This window comes from Pseudomonas sp. P5_B3, from assembly GCF_056400405.1.
Map to the genome: position 1 here is coordinate 1 of NZ_JBFULI010000027.1, position 23,534 is coordinate 23,534.

At 57.0% G+C, this 23,534-nt stretch carries 22 protein-coding genes and 2 pseudogenes; 12 read left to right on the plus strand and 12 right to left on the minus strand.

Annotation, left to right across the window (positions count from 1 at the left end):
• From AC1DRN_RS16650 to AC1DRN_RS16660, 3 genes and pseudogenes are all read left to right on the plus strand, one after another.
• A pseudogene (locus tag AC1DRN_RS16650) lies at positions 1-189 on the plus strand (hypothetical protein); the annotation flags it as partial.
• Positions 156-1,115: a hypothetical protein gene (locus AC1DRN_RS16655; RefSeq protein WP_223460605.1), complete on the plus strand. Its 960-nt coding sequence runs from the start codon at positions 156-158 to the stop codon at positions 1,113-1,115. The pseudogene AC1DRN_RS16650 and the gene AC1DRN_RS16655, both read left to right, overlap by 34 nt.
• A 126-nt stretch (positions 1,116-1,241) precedes the next feature.
• Positions 1,242-1,541: a hypothetical protein gene (locus tag AC1DRN_RS16660; RefSeq protein ID WP_108215702.1), complete on the plus strand. Its 300-nt coding sequence runs from the start codon at positions 1,242-1,244 to the stop codon at positions 1,539-1,541.
• Positions 1,542-1,707: 166 nt separating this feature from the next.
• On the opposite strand, the gene AC1DRN_RS16665 is transcribed toward AC1DRN_RS16660, so the two are convergent.
• Entirely contained in the window at positions 1,708-3,030 is a 1,323-nt protein-coding gene (locus AC1DRN_RS16665; RefSeq protein ID WP_457266192.1) for a DUF1329 domain-containing protein, read from the minus strand.
• Positions 3,031-3,323: 293 nt separating this feature from the next.
• Between AC1DRN_RS16665 and AC1DRN_RS16670 the strand changes: the two genes are divergently transcribed.
• The 3 genes from AC1DRN_RS16670 (at position 3,324) to AC1DRN_RS16680 (ending at position 7,040) form a co-directional block, all read left to right on the plus strand.
• Complete coding sequence (locus tag AC1DRN_RS16670; RefSeq protein WP_223460599.1) at positions 3,324-3,569, plus strand: hypothetical protein; 246 nt, start codon at positions 3,324-3,326, stop codon at positions 3,567-3,569.
• A gap of 150 nt (positions 3,570-3,719) precedes the next feature.
• Positions 3,720-6,632, plus strand: a complete 2,913-nt coding sequence (locus tag AC1DRN_RS16675) for a sensor domain-containing phosphodiesterase (protein ID WP_457266193.1) — start codon at positions 3,720-3,722, stop codon at positions 6,630-6,632.
• A 78-nt stretch (positions 6,633-6,710) separates the two neighbouring features.
• Positions 6,711-7,040 (plus strand): DHCW motif cupin fold protein, encoded by a 330-nt coding sequence (locus tag AC1DRN_RS16680; protein ID WP_223460595.1) that lies wholly within the window; start codon positions 6,711-6,713, stop codon positions 7,038-7,040.
• Here AC1DRN_RS16680 and AC1DRN_RS16685 read toward each other — a convergent pair.
• The 3 genes and pseudogenes from AC1DRN_RS16685 to AC1DRN_RS16695 form a co-directional block, all read right to left on the minus strand.
• Positions 7,040-7,195 (minus strand): annotated as a pseudogene (locus AC1DRN_RS16685) (polyamine ABC transporter substrate-binding protein); the annotation flags it as partial. The gene AC1DRN_RS16680 and the pseudogene AC1DRN_RS16685 overlap by 1 nt on opposite strands.
• 26 nt (positions 7,196-7,221) lie before the next feature.
• Positions 7,222-8,115: a polysaccharide deacetylase family protein gene (locus AC1DRN_RS16690; protein WP_223460593.1), complete on the minus strand. Its 894-nt coding sequence runs from the start codon at positions 8,113-8,115 to the stop codon at positions 7,222-7,224.
• Positions 8,115-8,987: a GNAT family N-acetyltransferase gene (locus AC1DRN_RS16695; protein WP_457266194.1), complete on the minus strand. Its 873-nt coding sequence runs from the start codon at positions 8,985-8,987 to the stop codon at positions 8,115-8,117. The genes AC1DRN_RS16690 and AC1DRN_RS16695 overlap by 1 nt, the downstream gene beginning before the upstream one ends.
• Positions 8,988-9,551: 564 nt before the next feature.
• Between AC1DRN_RS16695 and AC1DRN_RS16700 the strand changes: the two genes are divergently transcribed.
• Both AC1DRN_RS16700 and AC1DRN_RS16705 read left to right on the plus strand, forming a co-directional pair.
• The gene (locus AC1DRN_RS16700; protein WP_457266195.1) at positions 9,552-10,595 is read left to right on the plus strand and encodes a DUF3592 domain-containing protein; all 1,044 of its coding nucleotides are present in this window, start codon (positions 9,552-9,554) and stop codon (positions 10,593-10,595) included.
• Between the two features lie 306 nt (positions 10,596-10,901).
• A complete protein-coding gene (locus tag AC1DRN_RS16705; protein ID WP_223460587.1) occupies positions 10,902-11,765 on the plus strand; it encodes an OST-HTH/LOTUS domain-containing protein in 864 nt (287 codons plus the stop codon).
• Between the two features lie 222 nt (positions 11,766-11,987).
• Here the strand turns inward: AC1DRN_RS16705 and AC1DRN_RS16710 are convergent, their stop codons facing one another.
• Together AC1DRN_RS16710 and AC1DRN_RS16715 are read right to left on the minus strand one after the other, a co-directional pair.
• Positions 11,988-12,428: a DUF2628 domain-containing protein gene (locus tag AC1DRN_RS16710; RefSeq protein ID WP_457266196.1), complete on the minus strand. Its 441-nt coding sequence runs from the start codon at positions 12,426-12,428 to the stop codon at positions 11,988-11,990.
• Positions 12,429-13,220: 792 nt separating this feature from the next.
• Entirely contained in the window at positions 13,221-15,716 is a 2,496-nt protein-coding gene (locus AC1DRN_RS16715) for an arylsulfatase (RefSeq protein ID WP_457266197.1), read from the minus strand.
• Positions 15,717-15,897: 181 nt separating this feature from the next.
• Between AC1DRN_RS16715 and AC1DRN_RS16720 the strand changes: the two genes are divergently transcribed.
• Positions 15,898-17,013 carry a formylglycine-generating enzyme family protein gene (locus AC1DRN_RS16720; protein WP_457266198.1) on the plus strand — a complete coding sequence of 372 codons (1,116 nt, stop codon included), beginning with the start codon at positions 15,898-15,900 and terminating at the stop codon, positions 17,011-17,013.
• A 589-nt stretch (positions 17,014-17,602) separates the two neighbouring features.
• On the opposite strand, the gene AC1DRN_RS16725 is transcribed toward AC1DRN_RS16720, so the two are convergent.
• The 3 genes from AC1DRN_RS16725 to AC1DRN_RS16735 all read right to left on the minus strand — a co-directional run bounded on the left by AC1DRN_RS16725 (position 17,603) and on the right by AC1DRN_RS16735 (position 18,379).
• Entirely contained in the window at positions 17,603-17,806 is a 204-nt protein-coding gene (locus AC1DRN_RS16725; protein ID WP_043302433.1) for a hypothetical protein, read from the minus strand.
• 68 nt (positions 17,807-17,874) lie between these two features.
• Positions 17,875-18,099 (minus strand): hypothetical protein, encoded by a 225-nt coding sequence (locus AC1DRN_RS16730; protein ID WP_008019294.1) that lies wholly within the window; start codon positions 18,097-18,099, stop codon positions 17,875-17,877.
• 28 nt (positions 18,100-18,127) lie between these two features.
• Positions 18,128-18,379 (minus strand): hypothetical protein, encoded by a 252-nt coding sequence (locus AC1DRN_RS16735; protein ID WP_043302427.1) that lies wholly within the window; start codon positions 18,377-18,379, stop codon positions 18,128-18,130.
• 341 nt (positions 18,380-18,720) lie between these two features.
• On the opposite strand from AC1DRN_RS16735, the gene AC1DRN_RS16740 reads away from it, so the two are divergent.
• Complete coding sequence (locus AC1DRN_RS16740; RefSeq protein ID WP_223460575.1) at positions 18,721-19,290, plus strand: lipid-binding SYLF domain-containing protein; 570 nt, start codon at positions 18,721-18,723, stop codon at positions 19,288-19,290.
• A gap of 168 nt (positions 19,291-19,458) precedes the next feature.
• Here the strand turns inward: AC1DRN_RS16740 and msrA are convergent, their stop codons facing one another.
• Both msrA and AC1DRN_RS16750 read right to left on the minus strand, forming a co-directional pair.
• Complete coding sequence (msrA, locus tag AC1DRN_RS16745) at positions 19,459-19,965, minus strand: peptide-methionine (S)-S-oxide reductase MsrA (RefSeq protein ID WP_223460573.1); 507 nt, start codon at positions 19,963-19,965, stop codon at positions 19,459-19,461.
• Positions 19,962-21,266 (minus strand): MFS transporter, encoded by a 1,305-nt coding sequence (locus tag AC1DRN_RS16750; RefSeq protein WP_457266199.1) that lies wholly within the window; start codon positions 21,264-21,266, stop codon positions 19,962-19,964. Before AC1DRN_RS16750 ends, msrA begins: the two co-directional genes overlap by 4 nt.
• Before the next feature lie 135 nt (positions 21,267-21,401).
• Here AC1DRN_RS16750 and AC1DRN_RS16755 point away from each other — a divergent pair, with 135 nt between their 5' ends.
• Positions 21,402-21,860 carry a winged helix-turn-helix transcriptional regulator gene (locus tag AC1DRN_RS16755; protein ID WP_457266200.1) on the plus strand — a complete coding sequence of 153 codons (459 nt, stop codon included), beginning with the start codon at positions 21,402-21,404 and terminating at the stop codon, positions 21,858-21,860.
• A 16-nt stretch (positions 21,861-21,876) separates the two neighbouring features.
• Here the strand turns inward: AC1DRN_RS16755 and AC1DRN_RS16760 are convergent, their stop codons facing one another.
• On the minus strand, positions 21,877-22,794 hold the full coding sequence (locus AC1DRN_RS16760) for a LysR family transcriptional regulator (RefSeq protein WP_223460567.1): 918 nt from the start codon (positions 22,792-22,794) through the stop codon (positions 21,877-21,879).
• 196 nt (positions 22,795-22,990) lie between these two features.
• Here AC1DRN_RS16760 and AC1DRN_RS16765 point away from each other — a divergent pair, with 196 nt between their 5' ends.
• Entirely contained in the window at positions 22,991-23,431 is a 441-nt protein-coding gene (locus tag AC1DRN_RS16765; RefSeq protein ID WP_223460565.1) for a DoxX family protein, read from the plus strand.
• The last annotated feature ends 103 nt before the right edge of the window (positions 23,432-23,534 follow it).

Sequence of the window (23,534 nt, forward strand, 5' to 3'; positions counted from 1 at the left end):
CATTGGAAGTACTTCACAAAAGCGGGTGCCTACGCGTTCTACGACAAAAACCATGAACTGGCCATCATGCGCCGCATGTTGGAGCGTTTAGCCAAGTACCTGTTACCGGAAGATTTTTCCTGCTGGCAATCATCACCAAATGGGAGCAGTACCCCATGGAACCAATCAGCAAAGAACACGACTTTCTAGCCGTGCTGCGGCACGTCATGTCACATGGCGTCATCACCTTGCTGGCAATGGCCATGGCGTTTGCCACGCCGGATGCGGCGCGGTACATCCTCTATGTATGGTGGCCACGCGTGGAGTTGAACGCGAATCTGTTGCTGGCGACAGAAATCGTGCTGGCCTCAACCTTGATGGTTCTGTTCTATCTGTGCAAACGCGCGTGGGACAACCGCCATCGCCTGACGAGCGCGAAGATGGCTTCGCTGCTCTTCACCAGGCATCCGCGCAAGGGATGGCTTTCGACCCTTCAGGAACGCAATCTGGTTCGCTCTTTACCGGCGGCGCGTGACGCCTCCATCCTTTCGCTCACGGGGTACGAAACCCTGATTGCCCCGGATAGCCTGTTGAAGGAGGTCTTCACGACGGCGTATGAAATCCGCGTCATGTTGCTCAATCCGCTCGGCGTAGCGGCGCGCAAGCGAGTCGACTCACTTCCGGAAGAAGTTACAACCTCGACCTTTCAAGAGGAACTTGCCGCCAGCATTGCGTTCCTGAACGAGTGCCGCAGAAGCGGCAAGAAAGTTTCGCTGAAGTTCTACGATCACGACCCGTTCTGGAAGGTTGTCGTTCTCGACGACCTGGCCTGGGTCCAGCATTGCCATAGCGGTCGTGAAATGAAGAACCAGCCTGAGTACGTGTTCGGGTTGCAATACGCTGAGCCGAACCAGGGACTGTTTGTGCCGTTTTATACCTACTTTCTCCACAAGTGGAATGAGGCAGGCCACTGGGAGTATGACTTCGACACCGCTGAAGTGGTCCAGCGGGATGCGACCACTGGCAACGAGACCGGGCGTGCTCCACTCGGACTCCCCGTCTATGGTCCTGCATCACCGCCCCTGGCAGCGGCCGCTCGAACCTTCTCACCTGCTTCAGGATATGGATTTGCGTGAGAGCAAATTGCACGAGTCAGAAAAGACTCTGGAATCGATCTTTGTAAGTTGAGCGCGGAGTGCGCGCTGTATTCATGTTGAATTAATGTTCTACCTGTTGAATCAATGTTCTAAGTGGAGGAAATCATGATGATAGGCTATTGGTTGTGCGCGTTGCTGTGGGGTGTGGTGCTGCTGGAGGAGATCCAATGCATACCCCTTCAAGAATGGAAAGACGAGGGGCTGAAAAAGGTTCTGTTGCTGCGCCGGACCAGAACCCGGACCGGATACTTTCTTGCGTTGATCGCGGGCGCCTTGTGCCTATATAGCGAAATCCTGGTGGCGCCGGCCGATCAGAACATTTTCAATCCGGAGCTCATACTTGCCCTGTGTGGTGTGCTTTGGGGTGCTTATCTTTCCGTCGTCTGCATGAAGGGCAAGCGCTAGATGCCTGTCTCCATGACGACTGCGGGTAACTGATATTTCACTATCGTCGGCCGGCAGGGATATCCCGCCGGTCAGGCGCTGAAACGGGCCCAGCCCTCAAGCCTCGGCCCAGCCGAAATCCCGGGCCCCGGCTTTTTCGAACCGGGGCTTTGTGATTTATCGGTCCCTAGCGAATACCGGTGCCCGCCATGGACTCTGGCACCCACTGCGCCGTCGATAACGGCTCGATATAGCGGATGCCGCCATGAGGGCCCACCACGCCATTGATGTTATAGGTGCCTTTCGACAGGTCGTACGTCATGAAAGGGGTGGCGTCCGGGACCTGTTGGTCATAGCTCTGGCTGAAGAAAGCGAAGGAGCCACGGTATAGCTGGCCACTGGTGTCGTACTGATCGGAGGCCACAGCGGCCCAGGTGTCTTCATCCAGGTAAAAGCGACGCTTCTGGTAGATGTGGTTTGCACCGGGCTTGAGGTTGCCCTCCACGACGTAGACCCGGTGTTTTTCCCAGCGTACGAAGTCCGGCGCAATGAAGTTTGGCGTGGTCAGCGATTTGGCATCGCGAGCGTAGGTCAGTTTGTAGGTGTTGTAGGGCACGATCATTTCCTGCTTGCCGACCAGCGTCCAGTCATACAGTTCCAGTGCTCGGGCGGTACCGGGGTTGGGTGTGTCGTAGGCCAGGATCGAAATCTGTTTGACGCGGCGCTGGGCAGGCATGTACTGCCAGGCCCGGCCAGGAAACTGCGTCGGGTTGGTGGCGTTCTTGAGCATGATCGACTCGCCGGCCCGGCGCGCGGGGCCGGTATAGGACAGTTTCAACTGATAGTAAATGTCGGAACTGTTGAAGGGCTTGGACATGTTCTCGTAAATCGGGAAGGAGACGAATGCCTCGCCGGTGACCGCCAGGCTCGGTACGCCCGCCGTGTCGACGCTCCAGGAGTCGTACTTGGAATGGATGTTGACACCCTGGTAGCGCAGCAGGAAGTTCCACATCGCTTCAGCGCCTGATTGCGGGATCGGGAACGGCACGCCGGGCAGCACATTGTCGATGGCGATCCCGCCGTTGAGGGACCTGGCGGCAGTGGCATTGCGGCGGCTATTGTCCAGTACCGCCTGCGGGAGCGATGCAGTGCGGTGGGTCGGATACACATCGATGCGAAAGCCGGGGTAACGCCTGGCCAACGCTACGGTGGTGGCGGTCAGCATGCCTTTGTACGACTCGACGTTCTTGCCGTTGATCACCAGCAGTGGTTTTTCGTGGGCAAAGGGGTCCGGGCGCATGCTGTCGCCGGTCTTGAAGCTTGCGGGGGCAGTGGTCAGGCCACCGTTGTAGGGCGGGATGGAGCCATCGGCATTACCGGCCTTTTCGGCACCCACCCACGTCAGGCTGGTGCCCAGCCGAGCGGCTTCCCGGTTCGATACATAGGCCTGGGCATCGATGGCCAGCGCCATGAGGGGTACGGCAGCCAGAAGGCTCTTCACGAATTTCATATTGTTATTCTCCTGCCTGGCGTACCAGTCAACTCGTGACTCAGGCGCAGCAGTCGCTTACGTCGGCTCGATCGCCAGAGGTTTTTTCAGTGCTGCCAGTAAATAGCCCCCGCATCAGGGGCGCTTTTCATTTGACGACAGTCCCTTGGCTATTCATGACAGGCTCTGGCTGTCTCGACGGGGATTCGATGGGAGAGTGACCATCACTCGTTTGTATTTCCCCGAGGAATCATTGAGTTACTGAATGGTCATAGTTGTAACCATTCCATACCTCCGACGTTTAGGACGTTCATATGAATCGCGCAGTACTCTTGATCGTGGCCATTTCCAGCGCCGTCTTGTTGGGAGGCTGCGGCCCGCACTGGGATGACGGAGAACGGTACGGTCGATATCACGATCATGATCATCGACGTGGTTACTACCAAAGAGGGGACGATGATCGAGGTTATGACCGTGACTATGATCGTCGTGGCTATGATTCTCGTGACTATGATCGCGATCACCGTCGCTACCGTGATCGCGATGACAACGACGACTGATACGTTTAGTTTGTGGCCCGTCTCATACCTGGCAGCAAAGTGCATAAAGTCATTGAAAAAAACCGCTATAAGCTTTAAACGGAAAGCTTTACGGCACACTGCTGGCAATCAGTAAGCGAGTGTCGGCAGTTTTTGGCTCAGGGAGCGCTGATGAGTTTTCGTACATTGACCGGCTCCCCATGGCAATCGCGCACGTGCGAAGGTGCCGTACCTGAGCCCATAGAGAACCCGGGTACTGTCGGTGAAGACGACACGATCGGACAATTGCTGGATTCTGTGCGCAACGGGGCCCATACCAGCGCCTGGGTGTTTTACCGCACCGGTGAACAGATGCATCGGGTTGGCCAGGGCGACCCACGGGTACAGTGGCCTTCTAGCGTTGCGAATGACGAGTTCGAAGCCTTTTGCCTGGCCCGCAACGTGCACCGCTGGCCGACCGGAAGAGGCGAAAGTGTGCTGGGTTGGCTACTCGCGCCAGTCGACGATGCAGCAGAGCCGGCGCTCGCTGAACTTGCCCAGCGCCTGGGCATTGAGCTACAGACCAATACCCTTGCCCGTGCGCAGATCACGCAGCGTGTGCTGTATGAAATTACCTATCTCGCCAGTTCGACCCGTGACCGGTCAGTGTTTCTGGTGGGGGTTCACCGGCTGCTGGCCAGCCTGATCGACGCCGAGAACTTCTATCTCGCGCTGTATAACCCGCACACCGGCAAGATCGACTACCCGTATTACGTCGACATCATCGACGCTGATGCCCTGGAAGCCGAGAACTACGAATACCTTGACCCTGCGCATCTGTCGTTGACCGGCCAGGTATTGACCACCGGCCAGCCGTTGCTGATTGACTCTGCCGGCATTCTCGCGGCTCAGGCCGAAAACCGTTTCTACTGCGTGGGTGATCGTCCCGAGTTCTGGATGGGCGCTCCATTGAAAAACGCCTCGGATGACGTGTTTGGCATGCTGGCAATGCAGGTCTACGACGTTTCTCGCATCTACAGCGCCGAAGACCGCGCGCTGTTTCTGGTGGTAGCCCGTCACGTGGCCATGGCGCTGGACCGGATTCTGCATCGGGAGGACCTGGAAGAAACAGTGATGCGTCGTACCCTGGAGCTTTCGGCACTCAACGACGCCTTGAGGCAGGAAGTCGCAGACCGAGAGCGCGCCGAACACCTGCAGAACGCGCTGTTCCAGATAGCCGAACTGTCGAGCCAGCCTGGTGACACGGCCGAGTTGTTTCAATCCTTGCATGGCATCGTCGATGACCTGCTGTTTGCGCAGAACTTCTACATTGCGCTGTTCGACGACGCGACCGGTGAAGTGACGTTTCCCTATTATGTGGATGAACGGCAGACGACCCGCCCGGCGGCACGGCGAGGGCGCCGGGGCTTGACCGAGTACGTGATCCGTCAGCGTCGACCCTGCCTGATTGACGCCGGCGAGGCTGAACGATTGTCCGCGCATGGTGAAATCGAAATTGCCCATGAGTCTGTGCGCTCCTACTCCTGGCTGGGCATTCCATTGTTCGAAGACGACGTGGTGCGAGGCGTGCTGGCGGTGCAAAGCTATACCTCGCAGGTGAGCTATACCCAGCGTGACCAGGAGCTGCTGACGTTCGTGTCACGGCACATCGACACAGCGTTGTCGCGACGCACGGCCGCCGAAGCGATCCATGCCGCCAACCTCCAGCTGGAAGCCCGGGTGCAGAGCCGCACCCGCGAGCTCGATCACGCCAATGCCAAGTTGCAGCACGAGAACTCCCACGATGCGCTGACCGGGCTACCGAATCGCACCTACCTGCAACAGCGCCTCAATCTGTCCTGGTCGCGGTTCGGCAACGAAGGCGGGCACCTGTCGGTGATGTTCATCGATCTCGACCGCTTCAAGATGGTGAACGACAGCCTCGGCCACCATTTTGGCGACCTGCTGTTGATGCAGGCGGCCCACCGTTTACGTGGTTGCCTGCGCGACACCGACATGCTGGCGCGCCTGGGGGGCGACGAGTTTTCGGTGCTGGCTCCCGAGGCGCCGCTGGAGGTGATGATCGAAATTGCCGAACGGATCCTGGTGGCGTTCGACCTGCCGTTTTTCATCAATGGCCATGAAGTTTTCTCGTCCTGCAGTATCGGTATCGTCAGCGCCGACAGTCAGTTCCATCACGAGCCCGCCGACTTGCTGCGCGATGCCGATGCGGCGATGTATCGGGTCAAGAGTGCCGGGCGCGACAGCTACGCGGTGTTCAACCAGGAGGTGCGCCGTGAAGTCTCGGACCAGGTCGAGCGAGAAGGGGCCTTGCGCAACGCACTCAAGCGCAACGACGAACTGCTGCCGTATTTCCAGCCGATCGTCAGCGTCGAAACCGGCGAGCTGTTGGCCCTTGAAGCGCTGATCCGCTGGCATCAGCCGGGCGGCCGGGTGATTGCGCCTGGCGAATTCCTGCCGGATGTCGAGGGTTTGCGCCTGATCGGTCGACTGGACCTGTACATGCTTGCCAGCATTGCAGCGATCCTCGCGCAGCCCGGGCACGCCGATTGGCCGCCGGTGCACGTCAATTGCTCCAGCTACAGCATGACGCGTCCCGATTTCGCCAGTGAGGTGCTGACACTGTTGGCGCAACACCGGGTCTCGCCGTCACGGATCTGTCTGGAACTGACCGAAGGGGCGCTGGTAGCCGAGCCGGCGATTGCCCGACAGACCATGCAGCAACTGGCGGACAACGGCATGTCGGTGGTGCTCGATGACTTCGGTGCAGGGTTTTCATCCCTGAGCTATGTGCATCAATACCGTTTCAGCGGATTGAAAATCGACAAGTCGTTCATCCTCGAACTGACCACCAGTTCCCGCAGTCGCGCGATTGTCCGGGCGATTGTGCGGATGGCCGAATCGCTGGACCTGAGTGTGGTGGCCGAAGGCGTCGAGGATGAAGCAACGCTGGACCTGCTGCGCGAAATGGGGGCGGGGCAGGCCCAGGGTTATCATTTTGCCAGGCCGATGGGTTTGAAGGCGCTGTTGGCCAGTTCACTGCTCGGTCGCCAGGGTTTTACCACTGTCCCCTGTATCCAATAAATACGGACCGTCTGTGACTATTCGGCACCAACGCCAGATTGATACGCTCCGCATTCACTGTAGGTCGATGAGGCGGCAATGGATCTCACTGCAATCCCGTTCGGTACCACCGATTGGTCAACGATAGAGCCCGTGGCGCATGCAGGTCTGACAGGCACGGCCTATTGGCGAACCTGCCAGTTTGGGGCAGCGCGCGTGCGGATGGTCGAATACAGCCCGGGATACCTGGCCGATCACTGGTGCCGGAGAGGCCATATCCTGCTATGTCTCGAAGGTCAGTTGCATACAGAGTTGGAGGATGGTCGTCAGTTCACACTGACGGCGGGCATGAGTTATCAGGTGGGTAATGATGCTGAAGGGCATCGTTCATTCACCACGGCTGGAGCAAAGTTGTTCATTGTGGATTAATCCAGTATTGCCACCCCACATTGACTGAGTTTGGCCAGGTTCTCTTCTTTGAACAGCAGGTCCCATGAGTTCACCGGTGCCTGCTCACCGAGGACGGCGCGGACCTTTTCAACGTTGTAGCCAATCCCGTCGGTGCCCCATAGGTAAGGCGTGGCTCAGGTCGTTGCGAACCACTTGCCACTCAGGCGGGGAATCGGGCGATCCAGTGCCTGGCAATCTCTTCGCGCCGGCAGATCCACACTGCGTCGTGGCCTTGCACGTAATCGAGAAAGCGCGCCAGCGCCATCGCACGACCAGGATGGCCACTGATCCGCCCATGCAGGCCGACGCTCATCATCTTGGGGTGTTGCGCGCCCTCCTGCCACAGCAGGTCGAAAGCATCCTTGAGCAGCCGGAAGAAGTCTTCACCGCAGGCGAAACCATTGGGCAGCAGATAGCGGGCGTCGTTGTTGACCAGTGTGTAAGGGATCACCAGGTGGGCGGGCGCGCCTGGGAGCCAATAGGGCAGATCATCGTTGTAGGCGTCCGAGCTATAGAGCAACCCGCCTTCCTCACGCAACAGGCGGCGGGTGTTCTGGCTGACCCTTCCTGTGTACCAACCTGTGGGGCGTTTACCGCAGATCTGCTCGATCACGTCGAGGGTGAGGCGGATATGGCGCCGCTCCTGGTCTTCAGGCATGTCGCGATAGTCCAGCCAACGGTAGCCATGCCCGGCAATCTCATGCCCTGCGGCGCAGAGCGCATGGCCGATCGCCGGGGTGAGTTCCAGTGCCCGGCCGACGGCGAAGGCGGTCAGCGGCAGGCCTCGGGCGCTGAACAGATCCAGAATGCGCCACACGCCTGCGCGCGATCCGTATTCGTACATGCCCTCGACGCTCAAGTCCGGTTCCCCCACACGTGGCGGGCGCCCCGGTAGCTCGTGAAGCCAGGCCTCCGACTGTGCATCGCCATTGAGGATGCATGACTCCGCGCCCTCTTCGATGTTGAGTACGAACTGGACCGCGACGCGTGCCTCACCGGGCCACCGCGGGTGGGGTGGGCAGCCGCCATAACCGATGAGGTCGCGAGCGGACATCAGCCCAGCTCGAAGGTCGTGACGCCGAACACACGTTCGTGCGCGATCGCCGGAGGAGGGCCGAGGTACATGCGTGCGCAGCCGAAAACCTCGATCATGCCCTGTTGGTGCACGAGCGCCATCGCGGCGGGGTTATTCTCCGGAACATCGAGAAACAGCGGGCCACCCTCGGCAAATTCCGCCAGGCGCGCGTAGAGGGCATTGGCTGCCAGGGCGTCATCGGCGAACAAGGGGCCGATCTTGTAGCCTTCCCGGCTGCGCCTTACTACGCCATAGCCGCTTAGCCCGCCCTCGCGCCGGCAACCCACGGCGAGTGCATCGGCTTGGGTTATCCACCCGCTCAGGAAGGTTGCGCGCGTGGCGGGGAAGCAGGTGCGGTCGTAATCGACAACCTGATCGAACGGGAAGGTGGCCAACGGAACGATATCCTGGCCGTCTACCTGCGAGGTCGCCGGGCGTTCGGTGATCCTGGCACGAAAACGCATGTTGCGATGGGAGAAGACGAAACCACCCTTGGCGTAGTAGTCCTGCATCGCGAAGACGCCGTCCATGCCGATGCTCGCACCTGGGTGCAGGCGGGCGAGGAGTCGCTCGCGGCGTGCGTGCCAGAGGGTATTGCCCAGACCTTGACCGCGATATTCAGGCCGGACGATGAAAAAACCCATGAAACCGAATTCGCCATTGTAGGAGGTGATCGCACCGCCGCCGATCAATTCGCCGCCCTGGTACGCCGCGATGAAGGCGGCAGGGTCCGTAGCCCAGAACAGCTCGGCATCGTGAAGGCCGGGATTCCAACCCTCACGGGCAGCCCAATCGACGAGCTCGTCCAGCTCGGGACGGGTCATGTTGCGTATGACCAGCTGATTCGACACCGCGAAGTACTCCTCAGTCGCTAAGCGAGCGTGTGGTCCATCCCCACTCTGAACCCTTTCGGTATAGCTTCAACCCGAGTATTGATCCAGGTCGTCACGTCACCTGCAGAACATGTTCGTCGCCATTGGACTGTCCTCAGCGCGAGGCCTGATTGCTGTCAGCGAGGGTGGAACATGCACCTGCAAGAGCCGGGCCTGCCCGCGATGCAGACGACGCGACGTATCAGACAGAACGCGGCGCAGCTTTCGCGGGCAAGTGGAATGCTGCCCGGCCCTTCCTGGCGTGATTCCTCGTGCTAGATGAAACCACCTACTTGAATGCCTTGAGCAAGCGTGGTTCACCGCTCCTGAAGAACCTCGATTTAGGTTGACTGACTTCCTCAGGGCGTGAAGCTGCCGGTGGGAACCGGCAGAAACCGGCTAGTAACGCAAGCGCGGGAAGTTGCATTGCATTTGAGTATCTACGGACTAACCTCAGTGCATCATTACACTGCGCGCAGGGGGACTTGCTGCCAAGGCGTCATTTCCCAACTGACCTGCATTTCACGTTGGCCAAGGAGCCTTATGAAGACCTTCTTGCTAAGGGCTGCCCTGTTCGTTGTTTTATTTTTCTTTGCCTTGCTCTGCCTTCTCGTGTCTCTTTCCTCGTTCAAGGAGGTGGACGAGACGAAGACTTGGCAGAAGTTGCATGCCACTGTCGCCACTGTCTCCATTTCTGAGGAGATGCGCAGTAAGGGTATGACCTATTGCCCTCTGGTTAACGTGACCTTTGAGTTGAACGGACAGCAATACACTTATCCGCTCGAAATATCGCAGCGGCCCTGTAGGACCAGCCTGGAGTCGGTCGAAAGATCAATTGCAACACTCAGGGAAGGAAAAGTGATCGAAATTCTTGTCGACCCTGCAAAGCCGGGTAGAGTGAAGCCAGGTACTTACTCACTAGGTGGGGGTTTTTACTTGGGCGTTTTCTTGGGCACGCTAGCCTTTATCGGGGCCATAGCTGTCCTGGTGTTTCCTGCTAAGAAAACTGTCAAGTTGACGCAAAGAGAAAGTATTTCACATTCAACTTTGAGCAAGAAAGAAGTTCAGGAAAAAGTTCGCGAACTACTCGCCGCCGGCACTGCAAAGTCGGAAGTGTTTTCACAACTCTCCGGGCGGGGTGTAAAAGACAGTCATCTTGCCTACTTTATAGCTTCGTATGCAGATCCAATTCGTTGTGACGAGCACGATCGCAAGGTCAATATTCTCATCACGATAATGCTCGCCCAGGCTTTGATTGCATTCTTTCTGGGATTGTATATCGGCGCCAGGATGGGGCCAACGGCCAAATGGGTTATGGGTGTTTCAATGACCTTGATTCCCTTGTTTTTGGTATGGGGCTTCTACAACCATCGCGTCGGCGCCTACAACGCGTACATACTCCTATCGTTTCCCCAATTCCCAAGATCGCTTGCGGGGTTTACATCGAGTCCGGCAACAACCACTATCGCATTAGCTATCAGTATCGTTATCCTGGCTTATGTTTGGTACGTCCGAGGAAAAATCTTTCCAGACTTCGTCTTCGTCAATCCCAGGAAAGTCAAAGGCAAGTACTTCTTTACGGGCTGACCCATCATGCCGCCGGACCTGCCCGAACGGCTGTCCAGGCCTGTGAGTTCAATCGTTAGCGAAGACTGCTGCGGGTCGATTTCAGCCGGTTCCAGCAGGCAGTTATTGGCCGACTTCTGCCTGTCGTGACCGGCAGAAGTCGACCCGAAGCTGTCGACCGATTCTGTTGAAAAAGTCCGAGCGGATTGACTCTGCCTACACTGAGATTGAAAAGCGTCCGATTTACGCGTTGCAAGCCTTCCTGGCAGGGCAAGCGGATTGCAGTGAATCGCTCCAGCCCTACCACTTATGCCTGAGTCGTTAATCATGGATGAAGTCACTACCATGCCCTCGGATGATGTACCTGACCTTCAACGTATAGTGCAGCGCAAGCTCGGGCGCTGTCTGTTGCGCTTGCAACAATACGAACGGCTGCTGAAAGTCATAGTCGCGCATGGCGAGTTGAGCGGCCCTGCGGATCGGCTGCATACCATCCGTGGGCAAAAGATCGCATGTGCCCAGAAAAAGACCATGGGCACGTTGGTCGGAATGCTGACCGAAAGCTTTCTGACCCAGTCGCCCCAAAATGAAGAATCACAGACGGAAGCCGATGTCGGTGACCAGATCTGGTTCAGCTATCGACTCCAGTTGGAAATGCCAGCCGAGCACTATGAGGCAACGAAGGCCGCCCTCAAGGAGCTGGTCGACCTGCGCAATGAACTGGTTCACCACTTCATTGAGCGTTTCGATCTCTGGACTGAATCAGGCTGCCAGGCGGCGGATGGTTTTCTGGAGGAAAGCTACGAAACCATCAATCGGCATTGTCTGAATCTGCAATGTTGGGCCAAAACCATTGATGTGGCAGCAGCTAAAGTGGCTTCGGTTATGCTAAGCCAAGCATTTGAAGATGCGCTCATCGATGGTATCAGGGAGGACGGTTCAATCTATTGGCCTGGCAGTGGGATATGCCGCTGTTTACGTGAAGCGGAAACCAAGCTTGCCAAAGGTGGCTGGACTCGACTGGAAGCAGCCATCCACTGGATTGGTGGTACCTATCCAGAGCAGACGCCCAAGCGCTACGGTTGCAGCGACTGGAAGCATGCCCTGCGCGAGTCACAGCAGTTCGAAATACGAAAACCCCAAGCTGATAATGAACCTACTGCCGTCTGGTATCGCAGCAAGGTCAGCTGAATGGAAAACTGAATCGTCCTTCCTTTTGTAAGCGCGCTGACTGACTGCTTCTGGCCGGAAACTGACGTTGACGAGAGGCAGCTGCCGGACAAAGCCTGTCTGCTGGACTCGGCTGAAATAAACCCAGGGCTGCCGTCTTGGAGAGGCCGATTAGAGTAGAAGAAATGAATATGCGCCCAGTTTTCAAACGAAGTAGGCGGTGGTTGAGCGCATTGTTAGCTGTTACCACCATCCGTTGCTATGTAGGACGGTTTTTTTGTAAAAGTCTATGTTTGCGCGGAGTGCATAAAATGCACTTACTCCATATTTAAGGGCATTGGATAATTCGGGGTATCCGAGCGCATCTAGAAGAAGACTTAGGGCTATAACAATGGCAACTGACAAGATTAAGTATGTGATTGATTTCTTCCACATTCCTTTGGATAGGTAATATATTGGGCCGAAGAGATACGCCAATATGTTAAAAGAGAAGGCTTTTCTTCGCTCCGGCTTTGGAAGATTTTTGAGGTTGGGTAGCTTTGGCCCGCCTGCATGAGCGATTGCCTTGAAGCGCTCTTTCCAAGCTGCAGAAATCGGTAGGTTTTCTATCATTTCGTCAGTCGGTTGTTCGTTTAGTTCGAGAACCACTGCGGTGGGTGGGGAGTAGGGATTATGAGATTCCATGAGGCTTCCTTGTTGATGGTGGCTAACTATAAGTAGACGGCAGAAGTAGCGTAGTATTTTCCGTCGTTTCTGTCGCATAACGTTCCTTGCTCATGCGTAACTCCCTGTTTTGCTTGAGTGTCGCGCTAGAAACACGAAATGAGGCGAGTAGGAATGGCGGCATTGTCTTTGGCCTCATTGCGGAGTCTAGCAGCGCGCCCGAGGTCTGCTATTGGCCGATTCTGTTGAAAAAGTCGGCCATAGTTTCCACGATAGAAAAGTACGCGCTTGAGATTGAAACCTCTACATTGAGCAGAGGATTCCGGGCTCAGATTTCGCGTAGCGGCGCGCAAAAAAGGCGTTTTCAGCGGTCAGTATGCGGTCAATCTGGAAGAACCGACTTTTTCAACAGAATCGGCCGATTTCTGCCTGTCACCAAGGGCAGCAACCGACCCAAAGCTGTCATTAACAGAGGGACATACCGCTGCTTCGTAGCTGACCTGTAAAATAGGTACCGGGCGGCACCACGCCGGTTGAACACTGCCTCGTAGTTGCCAGCACGGGCAGCGCAAAGCGACGACTCCCACTTCAACGAATCAAACCAACTGGCATGCGGACCTTAGTCACCGGTTTGCTGTTCCATCATGTGGGGTTGTCGTGAGTTGCAACTGCGCCGACGGCACTGGTAGGTAGAGTTTTCGCCCACAACTTGTGGCGGAGCGTTCATATACGCTCGTTTGATGTGCTCATTCACTCCGCTTGGGCCGTCCCGTGCAGAGGCGACCCATGCGTTTTGCGAGCGAGAGGCAGGAACTACTGCGCCGCGTTCTTGACCTGCTGCATTTCTTGATCGTAAAGCAGCTGTCCCTCAGCAGTCAGCTTTGGAGCATCCAGCTTGATGGTCAGCTTGTCGAGCTTGCCGGTGAAACGGAACGGCGGTAGATAGTCGTTGTCGTCCACCCCCATCCGGGTATCCACCCCGACGTCGAAGGTTTCGTCGACCGTCACGAGGAACGGGATGGTGTGCGGGATCGATTTGCGGTCGACTTCCTTACCGTCCACCGACAGGACACCGGTGCCACCCTTGCCGAAACCGTGCCCGTCGTATTTGAAGTCAAACACAACGGTGTGCTTGCCGGGCGTGAGCGCATCCTGGCCTTCCCAGCGGAAGTGTTCAACGGCCAGAAGGTTGTAGGCAAAGACAGGCTTGCCCTTCACCAAGTAGAAGCCATAGCCACCGAAGCGCCCACCGAGTGTGTTGAGCATCCCCTCGGCGCCGCCCGGTGGGATTTCCACCTCGGCCGTGATGGAGTAGGACTTGTTGAGGGTGTTGGGGGCGCTGCTTTCGGGCAGCCCGGACAATTCACTCGAGTACGTAAAGACAGTCCGGCCGGCGGTCGCGTTTGGTCGCGGCGTGGTGGCGCGCTGGAGTAAGTCGTTATCCAGCGGGAACACGTTATATTTCGCCGCCTCGATCAGGAAAAGCTCCTTCATGTCGCGCAGCTTGTCGGGCATCTTCGCGGCGAGGTCATTGTTCTGCGAAAAATCCTCCGCGATGTTGTAAAGCTCCCAGTTGTATCCGTTGACAACGTCGGGCATCTTGCCCAAGCCGAGAAGCCAGGGCGCCAGAGGCGGGGTCGTGGAGGCGATCCAGCCGTCGTGGTAGATGGCGCGGTTGGCAAGCATTTCAAAGTACTGAGTGGTGCGCGTGGACGGGACGTTCGCGTTCACCTTGTCCCAGGTGTAGGCCATGCTCACACCTTCGATGGGCTTCTGAGCGATACCATCCACCATCACCGGTGCCAGGATGTGCGTGGCTTCCAGGATCGTTGGAACGATGTCGATCACGTGATGGAACTGTGTGCGGATGCCACCGGCGTCCTTGATACGGTCAGGCCATGACATGACCATACCTTGCCGGGTTCCACCGAAGTGCGACGCCACCTGTTTGGTCCATTTGAATGGTGTATCGAAGGCCCAGGACCAGGCCACCGACATATGCGGCATAGTCTTGTCCGAGCCCCAGATGTCGTAGAATTTCAATTGCTCCGCGACCGGAACATTAATGCCTTGAATTGCGGCCATATCGAACGGGGTACCGATGGTGGAACCTTCGGCGCTGGTGCCATTGTCGCCGTTGATGTAAATGATCAGTGTGTTGTCGAGCTTGCCCATGTCCTCCACGGCCTGGATAACACGGCCGATCTCATGATCGGTATAAGCCACGTAAGCGGCAAACACTTCTGCCTGGCGGGCAAACATTTTCTTTTCATCGGCGTTGAGCGTGTCCCACTTCGGCAGGTCATCCGGCCAAGGGGTGAGTTTGGTATTCACCGGAATCACGCCGAGCCGCTGCTGGTTCGCGAAGATCTGATCGCGCAGGGCATTCCAGCCCATGTCGAACTTGCCCTTGTACTTCTCGATCCATTCCGGTGTCGGTTGATGCGGTGCATGCGTGCCACCGGGCACGTAATAGACGAAAAACGGCTTGTCAGGCGCGGCCGCATTCAAGCCATTCATGTACTTGATGGCTTCGTCCGCCATATCGGTGATGAGGTTGTACTCAGGCTTCCCGACCCACGGTTCGATCTGGGTATGATCGCGGAAGAGAAAAGGCTTCCACTGGTCGGATTCGCCGCCCACGAATCCGTAGAAATAATCGAAGCCCATCCCGCTCGGCCATTGGTCATAGGGGCCAGCCAGGCTGTATTGGTAGTTGGGGGTGTTGTGATTCTTGCCAAACCACGACGTAGAATAGCCGTTTTCCTTCAGGATCCTGCCGATCGTGGCACTGTTCTTGTCAATGATCGAGTCGTAGCCCGGGAATCCGGTGGACTGCTCGGTGATCACACCAAAGCCCACGGAGTGATGGTTGCGCCCGGTGATAAGCGCTGCCCGCGTCGGCGAGCAGAGTGCGGTGGAGTGGAACTGCGTGAAGCGCAGCCCGGCCTTCGCGATCCGGTCCATGGCCGGCGTGGGGATGACGCCGCCAAAGGTGCCGGACACGCCATAACCCTGGTCATCGGTCATGATCAGCAGCACGTTGGGCGCGCCCTTGGGCGGCACCACGGTTGGTGGCCAATAGGGCTTGGACTCCTTGACGTCCATATTGATGACGCCGCCGAACGGTGCTGGTGGCGCGGGCAGATAATTCCCGTCAAGGGTCGTGGTCGCACTGGGTGAACCGGGCGTGCCGTTGACTTCCTGTGTCGCTGCATTGGCGCAAGAGAGCGCAAGTAAGGCAACTGCCAGTCCTGAACTGATGCGCTGGCGTAACGATAAAGGTTTATTCCAGTGTGCAGTGGCCATGGCCAGCTCCTGTAAACCCCCGAAACCCCAAGTTCGGAGTGTAGAACCGTTTTCTTCTCTCGCCAGTCCATCTCAACGTTAACCCGAGTGGTCGTTGACTTTGGAGGAGTGGTGTCTATACCTGATTTTGATACCAGGCAGGTTCAGCAATGGCCGCAGACTGAAATCAAGAGGAACGCAAATGCTTATCAGGAAACGGCGTTTAGGTATCGCCATTGTCTGCGCCGGGATCGTGTCGGTTTGCCTGGCGTTTGTGGTGTATCAGCACATTCGTGGCCCTATGCCTTTGACGCTGGGTGATGGAAAAAATGGCCCCCTGGAAATGGTCTGGCTTCCTGCCGGAGAATTTTTGATGGGGAGCGATCATAAGCAGGCTCGTCCAAACGAGGGGCCGGCGCACAAGGTTCGACTCGACGGGTATTGGATCGACCGCTACGACGTCACCAATGCCGATTTCTCCCGTTTCATTTCTGAAACGCATTACGTCACCACCGCCGAACGCAAACCCAAATGGGAAGATCTGAAAGTCCAACTGCCACCAGGGACGCCTGAGCCGGATGACAGCGACTTGGTGCCTGGCGCATTGGTTTTTGTCGGCACAGACAGACCAATCCCGCTCAATGATTTCAGCCAGTGGTGGGCATTTGTCCCGGGGGCTGACTGGCGTCACCCGCTGGGGCCTGACAGTACCATCGAAGGCAAGGAAAACCATCCAGTTGTTCAGGTTTCACGTGAAGATGTTAAGGCCTACGCCGCATGGGCGCACAAGCGCCTACTCACCGAGGCCGAATGGGAGTACGCCGCAAGAGGCGGACTGGAACAAGCGAATTATGCGTGGGGGAATGACTTCTCGCCTGGTGGAGAAAAGATGGCGAATACCTGGGATGAGATTCAGCCGTTTCCCGTGACCGGAGCCAGTAACAAATTCAAAATTGGTACCAAGCCGGTAGGCAGTTACCGACCTAACGCCTATGGACTCTACGATATGTCCGGGAATGTTTGGCAGTGGGTCGCCGACTGGTATCGTGCCGACGCATTTAGAGTTGGGCTGAAACGTCAACCGGCGGGTGAAGCAGCGGTAAACCCGGTGGGGCCATCCGACAGCTATGACCCCGAACTTGGGGTGACGGCCAATGCACCGCAGCGTGTAATCCGAGGCGGATCTTTTCTTTGTAGTGACAGCTACTGCACGAGTTTTCGAACCAGTGCCCGGCAGGGCGCAGATCCTATGAACTCCATGTCGCATCTGGGCTTTCGCTTGGCGATGAGTAATGACCAATGGGAAAAGAACCGTTAAATACAAAATGCATGCGGACCATGCGTGAAAACACGAATGACTGCTCTTGGCCGTTCTCTGCCGATCATGGTTACAAAGCGTGCTGGTCAAATCCGATGCAATCGGTGGTCAGAACGAATGCAAATGACTGGTCAGGTCGAATGCAAGCGGGTGGTCAAGTGGAGTGCAATTTCGCAGTCATCTGACATGGTCGCTGCTCCAGTTCTTGTAGAAATCGTGGCAGCGACCAAAAAAATGGCCCGCATGCGGGCGGGCCAAATGGGAATTCTTCAAAGGAGCAGGGTTAATCTGCGCTCCACCATGTGAGCGATTGGTGAAAAGCATGTCGCAGAAACGAAAAAGCCCGGCACATTAGCCGGGCTCTCTGTAGATGGGCCAAATCCCTTTGGCTGACTGCATTGTGCTTGGTAGGTGTGACGAAGGCATGACAGGGGCAGATACGAGAAGCCCGGCTCTGGACCGGGCATTTGAGTTACATCGGTACGACCGCCAAGCCGCTACAACATCTCGCCGTCATACCACGGGCCTACTCCGCCTTCCCCCGCACACTTCTTCTCGCCTTCATAACCCGCCAGCTAGTTTGTGCCGTTCAATGGAGAACCCTGCGACTCTCTCCAATCCTGATCCGATCAAGCGCCCGGTTTAATGCGTCCAAGGCATCGAGGAGAGCTTTCGCCTCGGCTTCCCGGCCATCCCCCCATAGGCGTTCAGCCATTTTGTTCAGGGCTTGGATAGAACGCTCAATTTCAGCAGCAGTCACTGCTGCTTTACTGTCCGTCAGCTTCTTCTTCATTGAGTAACCGTTTACAGGGCATTGCTTGTATTTCAGATCTAGCGCGAATACGCCCGCCAGACGCATGGCTATTCAGCCTTCCGGACAATCCTTCCCGCCTTCACCTCATCTGTGTAAGCAGTCAGCCGATCAGCTTGCTCATGCAGCTTTTCGATCGTCTCCATTGCCTCCAGAAGCTCTGTATCCCCGCGCTGTTTTGCAAGCCTGAACATTTCCAGGGCAGCTTCTTCGAGGGAATATGCAGCGGCTTTCAAGTCGCGGCGTAACTCTTGATTGGGTTTGTTAAGTGCCATGACAACCTCCTGCCAATCCCTTCCGCGATCATTGGCAGTGGTCTGCCTTCGCCGGCCGGACTACCTGACCTGCACCGATTTCTTTAATCCAGCCATCTAACCGATTCTCACCTTGCTGGAAGATTGTGATCATCCTTCGAAGCGCCTCAGCGTCTGGTCCATTACCTGCGTGGCTTAGCCGCTCGGCAATCCGGACTAACTCCACGGCCGACCACTTCAGATCAGAGGCGACACCCTGCAGATCGCGCTTCAGGTCCTGCACTGGTTTGTTGAGCCCCATCATCACCCCTTACAAGTCCCCACAACACTAATCCGATATTCAGTTGCGAAATTGCACTCTACTTGATCACCCGCTTGCATTCGACCTGACCAGTCATTTGCATTCGTTCTGACCACCGATTGCATCGGATTTGACCAGCACGCTTTGTAACCATGATCGGCAGAGAACGGCCAACAGCTGACTGTCGATTTCGTCTGAGGCACATGCATGTGCATGGCATTTGACCAACTGCTTATTAGGATTAAAGTCTAAGGGAAAGATCGACCCCGTCAGTCTTTGATCCGCAACGGCTATCGCCACGCAGGTTCCTCAATGGCAGGTACAGAAACGGAGTATTGCTCATGATCAAATACCTTCGAATGATGGCAATGATTTCAATACTCGCGATCACGGCGGGCTGCCAGATGGGTCAATCAACTTCCGCCTCTGATGCGATGGCTGCTAACGCGGAAATGGACCGTGAGGCGAAAGCGGCGTTACAGAGTTTGTATGCCAAAACGCCGCAAGCGCGCGCCCTAGCGCAGCGAGCCAAGGGTATCCTCGTTTTCCCTGATGTGCTGAAAGCGGGCCTCATCGCCGGCGCACAGCATGGCGAAGGCGAATTGATTGAGAACGGAAAAGTCACGGGATACTACGCGACCACAGCAGCCTCATACGGCCTTCAGGCGGGCGTGCAGCGGTTTGGATACGTGATGTTCTTCATGACCTATTCAGCGATGAACGACCTGAAAAATGTTAATGGGTTTGAGGTCGGCGTGGGCCCAAGCATCGTGGTCGTAGATTCGGGCATGGCCAAATCGATGACTACCTCGACGGCTCAGTCCGATGTCTATGCGTTCATCTTTGATCAAAAGGGCTTAATGGCCGGGCTGGGATTGCAGGGTTCAAAAATTACCAGGCTCAATCGCTGAGGCCGTCTGCATGTCGCTTACACAGAATTTAGTTGTGTTGCATCGACCTGCTGAATTCACAATCCCTGGCTGCCCTTAGCGGAGGGCAGCAATGAGTCGATTTCTGCCTTCGACGACCGGCTGAAACCGACCGGAAGTGGTCACCTCTGCGCTTCACAAGCACGACTCTCAGGCGCGCTTGGGGAGTTTCCAGTTCGGGCGGATGAAGTGGCATGTGTAGCCATTCGGTATACGCTCGAGGTAATCCTGGTGCTCCGGCTCCGCTTCCCAAAAAGGTCCCGCCGGTTCGATTTCGGTGACAACCCGGCCTGGCCACAGGTGTGAAGCATCGACATCGGCAGCGGTGTCCTCGGCGCTGTCGCGTTGCTGTTCGCTGAGGTAGTAGATCGCCGAACGGTAGCTGGGGCCCAGGTCATTACCCTGACGGTTGGGCGTGCTGGGGTCGTGTATCTGGAAGAAGAACTCAAGGATCTGCCGGTAGCTGATCACGGCAGGGTCGAAGACGATCTCGATAGCTTCGGCGTGGTTGCCATGGTTGCGGTAGGTGGCATTCGGCACATCGCCGCCGGTGTACCCGACCCGCGTGTGTAGCACACCGGGATAGCGCCGCAGTAGATCCTGCATGCCCCAGAAGCAACCTCCGGCGAGAATGGCAGTTTCGGTTTGTCTGGTCATGGTCTGTCGTTCCTCTCGGAGGCGTTGGGTATAGCCATTGTTATGAGGGCGTGTTGGTCAATTCCAAGGTTTCGCGCAGGTCCTTGATCGATCATTGTGAATCGCAACGTAAAAAACCACAGCACCAGGGCAGTCGCGCTGATCGAGGCGCCCAGCATACTGACAGCTATCCAGCCCCATAGCGCATAAACCTGCGTCGCGGCGGCAGCTCCCAGTGCACTGCCCACCGAGTAAAAGCACATGTACGCACCGACCATGCGACTTTGCGCGTCGGGTCGTGCCGCAAAGACGAGGCTCTGGTTGGTGACGTGTACGGCCTGCACGGCGAAGTCGAGCAGGACCACTCCGCAAACCAGGGCGATCAGTGACGTCTGCGCAAACGCGATGGGCAACCAGGACAGCGTCAGGATCGCCAGCGAAATGCCCGTGACTCTTTGCCCCATACCTTGATCGGCCCAGCGACCGGATCTTCTGGCAGCAAGTGCACCGGCGACGCCTGCCAGGCCAAACATGCCGATGACCGTGTGTGAAAGCGACAGCGGCGGGGCGCTCAACGGCAGCACCATGGATGTCCAGAGCACCGAAAAAGCGGCAAAGATCAACAAGGCCAGCAGGCCCCTGATGCGCAAGACCGGTTCGGTCATGAACAGCGTGAAGAGCGACCGGATGAGTGCCGGGTAGGTGTATCGATTGCGTGGAGACACCGCGGGAGGCAGCACTTTCCAGAACAGCGCCGCGAGGGTCAGCATCAATCCAGAGGAAACGAAATACACGGTGCGCCAGCCCGCCAGATCTGCGATCAGCCCGGAAGTGAATCGCGCCAGAAGTATGCCCAGGACAATGCCACTGGTTACGGTTCCCACGGCCTGGCCACGTTGTGACGGGGTTGCCAGCACGGCGGCATAGGCCACCAGCACTTGAACCATCACGGCCAGCAAACCCACAACGATCATGGCCCCCAACAGGGTCAACCATTGCTGTGCGGCGCCGACCCCCGCCAGCGCAATCGCGGACAGCAGCACTTGAGTCAGAATCAGCCCTTTACGGTTCAACAAGTCACCCAGCGGGACGATGAACAGCAACCCGAGCGCGTAACCGACCTGGGTAGCCGTCACCACAAACCCGATCATCGATGAGGCCACACCCAGGCTCTGAGCCATTGAATCGAGTAAGGGTTGCGCGAAATAAACGTTGGCGACTGCCAGCGCGCAGGTGAGCGAAAATAAAAACGTGAGCGATGGAGAAAGCCCCGAAGCCTGCGTGACGAAAGTCTGGGTGGTTGAGTCGGCATCTGCTGTCACATGAGCCTCCGCGGCGTTAAACTGGTTTCAATTAAAAACTTGATTCAATTGTTGCTGCATCTAGTTTCAAATTGCAACCACATTGCTCAAAGTTGAACGACAGGCTTGGCGGTCCTTATCCAAAAGGTAAATACGATGGTCGAAGACGCTTCATCGCACAGCAGCGAATGTCCGGTAGCACGAACACTGGAAGCCATTGGGGATCGATGGTCGCTCTTGATCATTCGCGACGCGTTTGACGGCATTCGCCGATTCAGCGAATTCCAGAAAAGCCTGGGAGTGGCCAAAAACATCCTGGCATCGCGCCTGAAAGCGCTGGTTGAGGTCGGTGTATTCGACGTTCAACCTGCTTCGGATGGCAGTGCCTACAAGGAGTACGTCCTGACGGAGAAAGGACGGGAGATCTTTCCGGTGGTGGTCAGCATGAGGCAGTGGGGCGAACGTTTCCTGTTCACGCGGGAAGAGACCCGTTCTGTGTTGTTGGACAATGCGTTCGGCCAGTCCCTGATGCCGATAGAAGTTCGCTCCTCGAGCGGTCAAAAACTTGGGCCGTCCGATTGCCACAGAGTGAGAGTGGTTGCCGACGAGTCGTGAATCGACAAGTGCCCCCTCAAGCGGATGCCTCCTGCGCTGAGCTTTGTTGAACGAATCGCTCAATCAGCCATCTCGCGGCCGGTCCTGGTGGCAGATCCGTGCGGTAAATGACGTCAAAGGCATAAATCCCGCTCTGGTATTCCGGCAGGTTCAGACGTACCAGCCGACCGGCCTGCAGGTCTTCCTCGACCATCGGACGGGGCATGTTCCCCCAGCCAATGCCTTCACGCAGCAGCATGTGCTTGGCGCCCAGGTCCGCCAGGCGCCAGGTGCGGTTGCTGAGGACGGCGAAATCCTTGTCCTTGGTCAGAAGCGAGCGGTCGGACAGCACCAGTTGCGTGAACTCTCGCCCGGCGCCCGGAATATTCACATCGCTTGATGCCAGTGGATGATTCGGCGCCGCCACCGGAATCAACTCGACACTGCCGACGCCAATTCTTTCGATACCGTCGATGCCCTCGTTCATGGGGCCACTGACACCGATGATCGCGCCACCGTTGATCACCAGGTCGGTGACGGCACCGAGCGCCTCCATATGCAAGTGCAGGGCAACCGTAGGGAACTCTTCGCGAAAGGATTTGAGTGCATCCACCACGCGCTCGGGGGGCAGCATGACATCGAGCACCACGTGGACTTCGGCTTCGAGCCCCTGAAGCAAGCCTTTGACCTTGGCGCGTAGTCCATGGATGCCGTTGGCAATGGTCCTGGCTTCGGCCAGAACGGTGCGACCGGCATCGGTGAGCTGGGGTTTGCGGGTTGTCTGGCGGTCGAATAGCGACACACCGAGCTGCATTTCAAGGTTGGCGATCGAGTAGCTGATGACCGAAGTGGCGCGGTGCAGTTTTCTGGCGGCCGCCGCAAAGCTGCCGACTTCCACGACCGTCAGGAACACGCGCAGTTGGTCCAGCGTCGGTGTTCCCGGGTCAGAGATCATGGCTGTTTCCTTGAATCAGACGGCGCTTGGCAAATTGCACGATTGAACTCCTATACCGGCTACGTGGGTCTGCTTTTCTAATTTATCGAATCTAATGATCTAAATTAGTCAGCTATTCAGATTAACCGGTGAGGCGCAAGATTTCTTCATAGCGGCGATTCATGGCGAGTCGCGCAAACTTTGAAGGAAATACCCCATGACGACTTCTGCAAACATCGCTCAATCAACCACCTCTGAACAGACCCGTTCCGATGTGACCCAATCCTCGGCCTCGTTGATCGGCCGCGTACTGCTCAGTGCAATCTTCATCCTTTCCGGTTTTTCGAAACTCGCCGCTCCGGCAATGATGGTCGGCTACATCGGTTCGGTCGGGCTTCCGCTTCCACAATTGGCGCTGGCGCTGGCGATCATTGTCGAGATCGGCGGTGGCCTGGCATTGATCGCCGGTTATCGTACCCGCACCGTTGCCGCAGTCCTGGCAGTGTTCAGCGTGTTCACCGCACTGGCGTTCCATAACGCACTGGGCGATCAGAACCAGTTCATCCACTTCTTCAAGAACATCGCGATGGCCGGTGGCCTGTTGCAGGTCGTGGCCTTCGGTGCCGGTCGCTTCAGCCTCGACGCGCGCCGTCGTTGATACCTCCTGCGCTGCGAAGGCCGACCCCTCGCAGCGCAATGCGTTCTCCCTTTTTTGAATAGTCGAGACCTCCATGAATGCCATACGTGTGCACAAATACGGC